Source organism: Halomarina salina (assembly GCF_023074835.1).
GTDB classification, from domain to species: Archaea; Halobacteriota; Halobacteria; order Halobacteriales; family Haloarculaceae; genus Halomarina; species Halomarina salina.
The window spans coordinates 3,092,055-3,099,874 of sequence record NZ_JALLGW010000001.1 but is presented as its reverse complement, the minus strand read 5'-3'; the positions used below and the strand labels follow the sequence as shown (position 1 = coordinate 3,099,874).

Annotated in this window: 8 protein-coding genes and 1 pseudogene; 3 read left to right on the top strand and 6 right to left on the bottom strand. The window is 68.4% G+C overall.

Annotation, left to right across the window (positions count from 1 at the left end; all coding sequences use genetic code 11):
* The 3 genes and pseudogenes from MX571_RS15780 to MX571_RS15770 all read right to left on the bottom strand — a co-directional run.
* Positions 1-184 (bottom strand): annotated as a pseudogene (locus MX571_RS15780) (hypothetical protein); the annotation flags it as partial.
* Positions 181-687: a PaaI family thioesterase gene (locus tag MX571_RS15775; protein ID WP_247418391.1), complete on the bottom strand. Its 507-nt coding sequence runs from the start codon at positions 685-687 to the stop codon at positions 181-183. The gene MX571_RS15775 and the pseudogene MX571_RS15780, both read right to left, overlap by 4 nt.
* Positions 688-2,643: a 3-hydroxyacyl-CoA dehydrogenase/enoyl-CoA hydratase family protein gene (locus MX571_RS15770; protein WP_247418390.1), complete on the bottom strand. Its 1,956-nt coding sequence runs from the start codon at positions 2,641-2,643 to the stop codon at positions 688-690.
* Between the two features lie 168 nt (positions 2,644-2,811).
* Between MX571_RS15770 and MX571_RS15765 the strand changes: the two genes are divergently transcribed.
* Positions 2,812-3,174, top strand: a complete 363-nt coding sequence (locus tag MX571_RS15765; RefSeq protein WP_247418389.1) for a hypothetical protein — start codon at positions 2,812-2,814, stop codon at positions 3,172-3,174.
* 292 nt (positions 3,175-3,466) lie between these two features.
* Here MX571_RS15765 and MX571_RS15760 read toward each other — a convergent pair whose 3' ends face one another.
* Positions 3,467-5,035 carry a long-chain-fatty-acid--CoA ligase gene (locus MX571_RS15760; RefSeq protein WP_247418388.1) on the bottom strand — a complete coding sequence of 523 codons (1,569 nt, stop codon included), beginning with the start codon at positions 5,033-5,035 and terminating at the stop codon, positions 3,467-3,469.
* A 144-nt stretch (positions 5,036-5,179) separates the two neighbouring features.
* Here MX571_RS15760 and MX571_RS15755 point away from each other — a divergent pair, with 144 nt between their 5' ends.
* Positions 5,180-5,464 (top strand): DNA-directed RNA polymerase subunit L, encoded by a 285-nt coding sequence (locus MX571_RS15755; RefSeq protein ID WP_247418386.1) that lies wholly within the window; start codon positions 5,180-5,182, stop codon positions 5,462-5,464.
* Positions 5,465-5,629: 165 nt separating this feature from the next.
* On the top strand, positions 5,630-7,264 hold the full coding sequence (locus tag MX571_RS15750; RefSeq protein ID WP_247418385.1) for an ABC transporter permease: 1,635 nt from the start codon (positions 5,630-5,632) through the stop codon (positions 7,262-7,264).
* Positions 7,265-7,288: 24 nt separating this feature from the next.
* Here the strand turns inward: MX571_RS15750 and MX571_RS15745 are convergent, their stop codons facing one another.
* Both MX571_RS15745 and MX571_RS15740 read right to left on the bottom strand, forming a co-directional pair.
* A complete protein-coding gene (locus MX571_RS15745; RefSeq protein WP_247418381.1) occupies positions 7,289-7,471 on the bottom strand; it encodes a hypothetical protein in 183 nt (60 codons plus the stop codon).
* Positions 7,468-7,683 carry a DUF8118 domain-containing protein gene (locus MX571_RS15740; protein ID WP_247418380.1) on the bottom strand — a complete coding sequence of 72 codons (216 nt, stop codon included), beginning with the start codon at positions 7,681-7,683 and terminating at the stop codon, positions 7,468-7,470. The genes MX571_RS15745 and MX571_RS15740 overlap by 4 nt, the downstream gene beginning before the upstream one ends.
* Positions 7,684-7,820: the final 137 nt, after the last annotated feature.

Here is a 7,820-nt window from a genome sequence, read left to right as displayed (position 1 = left end):
CTCTGACTCCGTCCTCGCTCTCCTCTCTGACTCCGTCCTCGCTCTCCTCTCTGACTCCGTCCTCGCTCTCCTCTCTGACTCCGTCCTCGCTCTCCTCTCTGACTCCGTCCTCGCTCTCCTCTCTGACTCCGTCCTCGCTCTCCTCTCTGACTCCGTCCTCGCTCGCGGTCGACTCGTCGCTCACGCGTTCTCACCCCGGAACAGGCGGTAGGAGGTGCCGCCGGTGGCGACCACCTTCTCCTCGCCCTCGTGTTCGCTCGTCACTCGCGCCTCGGTGACGCCCATGGTCGTCCCGGCGCGGACCACCTCGGCCTCGACGCGCAGGTCGTTCGTCGCCGGGCGGAGGTAGCGCACGTTCATGTCCGTCGTGGTGAGGGTGGCGTCCGCTCCGAGCACCGAGCGCAGGGCGAACCCGCTGGCCGTGTCGACGAGCGTCGCCGTCAGGCCGCCGTGCATCGAGACGTTCGCGAGGTTCGTGAACTCCTCCTCGAACGGGAGCGTGAGGACCGCCCGGCCGTCGCGAGCCGAGACGAGTTCGACGCCGAGCAGACCGAACAGGCCGTGCGACTCGGCCTCCTCGCGGAGTTCGCGCTCGATGGTGTCTGCGACCGCCTCCGAGTGGTCGCCAGCGGCCGCTGCGGCCGGTGTCTCGGTCACCTCCCGCTCCGACGCCTCCGCGTCGTCCATCTACTTCCCCTCGAACTCGGGGTCGCGGTCCTCCATGAACGCGGCCGCGCCCTCCTGCATGTCCTCGGTTCCGAGCAGCAGGCCGAACGCCTGCGATTCGAGTTCCAGCCCCGCGGAGAGGTCCTGGTCGCGGCCCGCGTTCATCACCTGCTTCGCCTTCCGGAGTGCGACCGGCGGGCCGGTGAGCAGGTCGTCGAGGTACTCGGCGACAACGTCGTCGAACTCGTCGTCGTCGACGGCGCGGTTGATGAGTCCCCACTCCTCGGCGAGTTCGGCGTCGATGCGGTGGCCGCGGAAGACGAGTTCCTTCGCACGAGCGTCCGTGAGCATCCGCATCGCCCGCTGGGTGCCGCCACCGCCGGGGATGAGGCCCAGATTTATCTCGGGGAACCCGAACTCGGAGTCCTCGGTAGCGATGCGCAGGTCACACGCCAGCGCGAGTTCGTGGCCGCCACCGAGACAGAAGCCGTCGATCTTCGCCAGCGTCGGTTTCGGGTAGTTCGCGACGGCCTCGAAGAACTCCGTGACGCCGACCTCGTGGGGTTCGAGCCCCGCGAATCCGGTGATGTCCGCCCCCGCGGAGAACGCCCGGTCGCCGGTCCCCTCGAAGGTGACCGCCCGAACGTCGTCCTCGGGTGTCGAGTCGAGCAGGTGCTGCACCTCCTCCATCAGGTCGCCGTTGAGCGCGTTGAGGCGTTCGGGCCGGTCCAGCGTTATCTCGAGCAGTCCGTCCTCGCGCAGGGAGTGCTGGATGGTGTGGTAGTCGCGCTCGCCGTCGCTCCCGCCGTAGGAGTAGAACCCCTCGCCAGCGTCTTCGCCGGTCTTGCCGGATTCGACGAGTTCGACGAGGTAGTCGGCGGGTTCGTAGCGGTCGGCGCCGGTCTCGTCGTGGAGCGTCCGGAGTTTGTCGAGGATCGTGTCGAGCCCCTCCTTGTCGGCACGGCGGCACGGCCCCTCGGGGAAGCCCGTGCCGAGACGCATCCCGGTGTCGATGGCCTCCGCGGTGGCGACGTCGTTCCCGATGAGCTTCGCGGCCTCGTTGACCATCCGGGCCTCGATACGGAGCGTGTCGAACCCCTCGCCGTCTCCGGGTTCGTACGTCGTTCCCCCACCGTCCTCGTAGTCGTAGTAGCCCTTGCCGGTCTTCTGGCCCAGTTCTTCGGCGTCGACCTTCTCCTGGACGATGGGCGGGATGGGCTTTCCCGCCTCCTTCCGGATGTGGTAGCCGATGTCGATGCCCGTCATGTCCGACAGTTCGAACGGTCCCATCGGGTAGCCCCGCTGGTGGACCATCGCCGCGTCGGTCTGCTCGACGGTCGCCTCGCCCTCCGAGACCATCCACGCCGCCTCGTCGCCGAACGGCCCGAGGACGGAGTTGACGACGAACCCGTTGACGTCCTTGCGGACGAAGATGGGCGTCTTCTCGCACGACTCGACGAACGCGTACGCCGCCTCGGCCGTCTCGTCGCTCGTCTCCGCGCCGTAGATGACCTCGACGAGGTCCATCTTCACCGGCGGGTTGAAGTAGTGCATCCCGACGACGCGGGAGGGGTCGTCCGTGACGCTCGCTATCTCGGTGATGGAGAGCGACGACGTGTTCGACGCGAGGATGGCGTCCTCGGGCGCGAACTCCGCCAGGTCGCCGAACACGTCCTTCTTTATCTCCATCTGCTCGGGCGCGGCCTCGATGACGAGGTCCGCGTCCGCGACGGCCTCCTCCAAATCGACGGCCGTCGAGATGCGTCCGAGTACCTCCTCGGGGTCCTGGTCGACGAGGCCCTTCTCGCTGAGTTTCTCCAGACTCCACCGGATGCTGTCGTACCCCTCTTCGACGATGTCCTCCTCGATGTCCCGCATCACCACGTCGTACCCCGCGAGAGCGGTCACTTCGGTGATGCCGTGCCCCATGCTCCCCGCACCGAGCACCGTGACGCGCCGAATGTCATCAACGTCCATGGGCCGAACGCTCTCGCCGTCGGCTTAGTTCCACCGCCGTCGGGGGAACTGTGGGGTGCTGTCGTACGAGCACGACACGGTCGGTTCCGGGGCACAGTCACGAACGCCGACGTGCGTCTGACACCTGCCTGACTGACGCTTATATAGCCGGAAGCGAACGGTAGCCCCATGAACGACGGCGCTCTCGGGACGGCGACCCCCGCGGACGACGCGGAGCGGGGGGCCCGCCGCGTGGACATCGAGGTGCTGGTGGCCGACGAGTCCGAGGACCGGCCGGACGTCGAGGAGGCGACGCGCATCGACGTGGCGGTCGGCGAGGAGCTGTACCCGACGGCGAAACTGCAGGACGGCCGCTACGTCGCGTGGTGGTTCGACGCCCACGCCCCGGCGGCGGACGCCGACGTGACGACCGAGTGGGTCGTCGGCCCGACGCGGTTCCTCGCGGCGGCGACGCTCGGCGAACTGTGGGAGGACCCCAGTTCGTTCGACACGCTCGTCGGCGGCGACGTCCCCGCGTCGAACGGTAACTGACGGGTCCGGCTGGACGCACGGTTCGGCTCTCCGCTCCGCGGATTGCGACGGTTCTCGCTTCGTTTCTCACGTCGAGCGAGTCGCCAATGCTCCTCGCTCGCTTCGCCGAGACGGTTCGTTCACGGCGGTCACGAACCGGCTCACACCTCACGGCACCCTTCGGTCGCCGTTCGGAGTAACGCGATTCTCGTTCGCTCTCTCGCTTCGCTCGGTCACGCCGAATCGCGCAGTTCGCGGGTCACGTCGTTCCCCGCTCGTCTTTCCGGGACTCTCGCTCCCTCGCTTCGCTCGGTCACTCCGAGTCCCGCAACTTGAACTTCTGCACTTTCCCACTCGGATTCTTGGGCAACTCCTCGACGAACCGGTACTCGCGGGGACGCTTGAAGTCCGCCAGGTCGTCGCTCTCCCGGCAGAACGAGTCCAGTTCGTCCGCAGTCACGCCCTCCCCCACGATGTACGCGACCACGCGCTCGCCCCACTCCTCGTCGGGTTGGCCGACGACGGCCGCCTCCACGACGGCGTCGTGGCCGAACAGCACGTCCTCGACCTCGGTCGGGTAGATGTTCTCGCCGCCCGAGATGATCATGTCGTCCTTGCGGTCGACGACGAACAGGTAGCCGTCCTCGTCGCGGTAGCCCAGGTCGCCCGAGTAGTACCACGTCTCGCCCTCGGCCTCGCGGAGCGACTCCTCGGTGGCCTCGGGACGGTTCCAGTACTCGCGCATGGTGCACGGCCCGGCGAACAGTATCTCGCCGACCTCGCCCTGTTCGACGACCTCGGTCGGGTGGCCGTCGGGTTCGACGACGCGCAGGTCGTGGTTCAGCGCCGCGAGCCCCGCCGAGCCCTGCTTGGTCAGCTGTTCGTCCGGGTGCTGGAACGTCCCGCAGGGGCCGATTTCGGTCATCCCGTACGCCTGCAGGTAGTTCTCGGTGAACTGCTCGCGGCAGGCGTCGAGGACCCGCCTCGGCATCGGGGCCGCGCCGTAGAACCCGATGTCGAGCGAGGAGACGTCGGCGTCCACGTCTGGGGCGGTCTGGGCCAGCGCGTTCCACGCGGTCGGCGCGGCGAACAGCTGGGTGACCTCGTGGTCCTCGATGGCCTGCAGGACGGCGACCGGGTCGAACTCGTGGTGGATGACGCTCGTCGCCCCGACCTGCACGCGCGGGAAGAGGTTGGCGTGCAGTTCCGCGCAGTGGTACAGCGGGAGACACGAGAGCCCCACGTCGTTCTTGTCGATGCCGCTCTCGGCCAGGCAGATGGTGCTGTGCTCGACCATGTCGCGGTGCTCGTGGACGACGCCCTTCGGTCGGCCCGTCGTCCCGGAGGTGTAGATGAACGCGTAGACGTCGTCCTCGGAGACGTCGGCGTCGGGACGGTCCGCCGCCCCATCGGCCAGCACGCTGTAGAAGTCCTCGGCGTACGTGGGCAGATCGCCCGACGCCTCGCCGGGCGAGGCGGGGCCGTCGACGGTGAGGAACGTCCGAACGGTGTCGAGGTCCTCGCGTGCCCCCTCGACGGCCTCGCGGGTGTCCTCCTCGAAGACGAGGAGTGACGACTCGGCGTCGTTCAGGATGAACGCCACCTCGCCCGCCTTCAGGCGGTAGTTCAGCGGGTTGAACACCGCGCCGAGTTTCGCGCAGGCGTAGACGGTGAGGACGATCTCGCTCCCGTTGAACAGCAGCGTCGAGACCCGGTCGCCGTGACCGACGCCGAGGTCCGCCAGCGCGTTGGCGAGTCGGGTGGCTCGCTCGTCGAACTCGGCGAACGTCCAGCGCTGGTCCTTCCGGGGGTACACCAGCGCGTCCCGCTCGGGGTACTTTCCAGCGCTCAGTTCCAGCGTGTCGGCTATCGTCGGGTGCACAATCGTGACACGCGAACGCTTACCGTAGTTCTATCGACGCCGACGCGGCCCGAACGTTCGCCGGCAGGAGTGGGCCGGACGAGCGGTCGGTCGACCGCTCGCGCCTTCGAAACGTTGAAACGGCCGTTGGGCCTCCGTGTGGACATGGAACTCCGGGTCATCGAGAACGAGCCGACGGAACTGTCCATCGAGATCGCCGGCGAGGACCACACGTTCATGAACGTGCTGAAGGGGGCGCTGCTGGAGACCGAGGGCGTCTCGGCCGCGACGTACGACGTCAACCCGGAGCAGTCCGGGGGCCAGACCGACCCGGTCCTGACCGTCAAGACCGAGGAGGGTCGCGACCCGCTCGACGCCCTCGCGGACGCCGCCGGGAACGTCAAGACGAAGTCCACCTCGTTCCGCGAGACGTTCGAAGCCGCACAGTAGCGTGTGACCCTGGCGGACGCCCGCCCCGTCTGCGCCGTCGCTAGCGCCCTTCTGCTGGCACTGCCACGAACCGGCCACCCTTCCGCGGGGTGACCACCCCGACTCGTCTCTCACCGCGAGAACGCTCCATCGTGTTTATGTGGGTACACTCTGGAGTGCCGATACATGGTATCGGTCTCCCGTCGCCTCCTCGTGACCGCCCTCCTGTCGCTGGTGGTCCTCGGAGTCCTCTGGTTCGTGCGCCCGTGGTTCCAGCCGCTGGCGTACGCCCTGTTCGTCGAATCGCCCGGCGTGCTCCAGTGGCTCGCCGTCGTCGCACTGCTCCTCGGCGCGTACGTCGCCTACGGTGCCCGGAACGGCTGGCCCGGCTCCGGCGTTCGCGTCGAGACGGACGCCGGTCGGGTTCCGCTCCCCATCGTCGTCGCGGGTTTCCTCGTCGTCCTCGCCATCGTCGGCGGGAGCGTCGTCGGCGGTCTCTACGAGGCCGAGGCGACGTCCGAGCGCGTCGGCGCGGCGGTCACCGACGTCGATACGCTCCCGGAGACGAGCGCCGAGCGCGCCCGCGTGCTCCCGCAGTCGGTCGCCCGTGCGTACGCCCAGAACTCCCTCCAGTCGCCGCAGTTCAGGCTCGCAGGCGGTGATATCTCCGTCGTGAACGGCACGCCGAAGTGGTCGTACGCGCTCGCGCCCGACGGCGGCATCAACTCGTACCGCCTGAAACAGCGCGGCGCGGTGTTCGTCGACATGACGACGACGAGTTCCAACGTCACCGTCCGTGAGGGCGAGTTCCAGGTCGGGCAGGGGATGGCGGTGACGGACGACTACGAGTGGCAACTGGCGAAACACGCCTACTTCCGGGACTACCGCGACCCGTTCGTCGTCCCGCACGGCGACGAGATGTTCCTCGCCGTTCCGTACGTCACGCACGACTGGGAGTTCCGGGCGACGCCGCTCCCCCAGCTACACTCGGTGCCCGAGTTCGGCGGCGTCTCGCTCGTCGCCCAGAACGGGTCGATAACCGACCTCTCGCCCGAAGAGGCCCGCTCCAGCGAGGTCCTCGCGGGACAGAACTTCTACCCGTACGAACTCGCCCGCCACGAGGTCGCCTCGCGGGCCTACCAGAACGGCATCCTCAACACCTGGTTCACCCACGAGGACCAGCTGGAACTCGCGCCGGTCCCCGGCGAGAACGACCAGCCGTTCACCGTGTTCACCGAGGACGGCCCGACGTACGTCCTCGCGGCCGAACCGTGGGGCGACGCGGCCGGCGTCTACCAGCTCTGGACCATCGACGGCCGGAGCGGTGAGCCACAGCGGCTCACGTTCTCGCAGTCCGAGGCACTGCTCGGGCCGTCGAAGGCCACCGACTACGCGATGCGGACCCCCGACGTCGCCCGACTGAACGACGTCTCTCCCGCCGAGCCGATACCGGTCGTCCGCGACGGGAGACTCTACTGGCAGGTCCACGTCGTCCCGAACTCGTCGGCGGGCCTCTCGTACATCGCGTTCGTGGATGCCCGGTCGGGCGACGTCTACACGGTCGGCACCGGCAGCGAGGCGAAGGCGTTCCTCGCCGGTGAGTCCGTCCAGCCCGGCGGGTCCGGCAACCAGTCCGGTGGCGGAACCGGCGGAGTCGGGTCGGGCGACGGTCTCGTCATCGTCGTCGAACGCGAGGACGGCTCCACCGAGCGCGTCACCGTCGGGCCGAACGACAGCGTCGTCATCCGTCAACGGGGTGGGCAGGACACGCGAGGTAACGCGACGACGAACGGGACTGCCGCGCGCTCGGTGGCGGACTGAGCCGTCGAGGGAGGAGTAGCGACGTCAGCAGGCGGCGACCCGCCACGCCCCGTGGGTCCGACACCAGTACGTCGCCGTCCGGAGTCGGGGGCAGTCGTCGCCGCAGGTCGGACAGAGCAGCGAGTCCGGTTCGTGGTCCGTCGAGACGGCCATCTCGCTGTACACCTCGCGCCACCCGCCGCTGGGGGACCGGCGCTCGTCGGTCATCGGTCGTCCTCCGCCTCACACCGCCAGCAGCCGTCGGCGAGCGAGGCGTCCGTCGATTCGAGGCCACACCGCTCACAGCGGTAGAAGTAGTGGTCGAGTCGGCCGTAGCGGTCGTAGCCGGCGTGTGGCCCGGTGATTCGCGGCCGCCCGCCGCTGCGGTCGATGCCACCGTAATCCGCAGGTTCTTGTCGCTGTAGATTATCAGTTACCATGAGTTCCCTCCGTGAACTCGGCGTTCGGGTGCTGGAACACCCGGCGCGTTTTCGCGCACCGCCGAACACTCGTCAGTGACGTCTCCCGGCGGGCGCAATCTGATACCCGCCGACTGGTGGGAGACGACTAGAGTGAG

Coding starts and splice junctions, on each gene's coding strand:
- MX571_RS15755 (WP_247418386.1), top strand. CDS start 5,180: ATGGAACTCCGGGTCATCGAGAACGAGCCGACGGAACTGTCCATCGAG.
- MX571_RS15770 (WP_247418390.1), bottom strand. CDS start 2,643: ATGGACGTTGATGACATTCGGCGCGTCACGGTGCTCGGTGCGGGGAGC.
- MX571_RS15740 (WP_247418380.1), bottom strand. CDS start 7,683: ATGGTAACTGATAATCTACAGCGACAAGAACCTGCGGATTACGGTGGC.
- MX571_RS15765 (WP_247418389.1), top strand. CDS start 2,812: ATGAACGACGGCGCTCTCGGGACGGCGACCCCCGCGGACGACGCGGAG.
- MX571_RS15775 (WP_247418391.1), bottom strand. CDS start 687: ATGGACGACGCGGAGGCGTCGGAGCGGGAGGTGACCGAGACACCGGCC.
- MX571_RS15750 (WP_247418385.1), top strand. CDS start 5,630: ATGGTATCGGTCTCCCGTCGCCTCCTCGTGACCGCCCTCCTGTCGCTG.
- MX571_RS15745 (WP_247418381.1), bottom strand. CDS start 7,471: ATGACCGACGAGCGCCGGTCCCCCAGCGGCGGGTGGCGCGAGGTGTAC.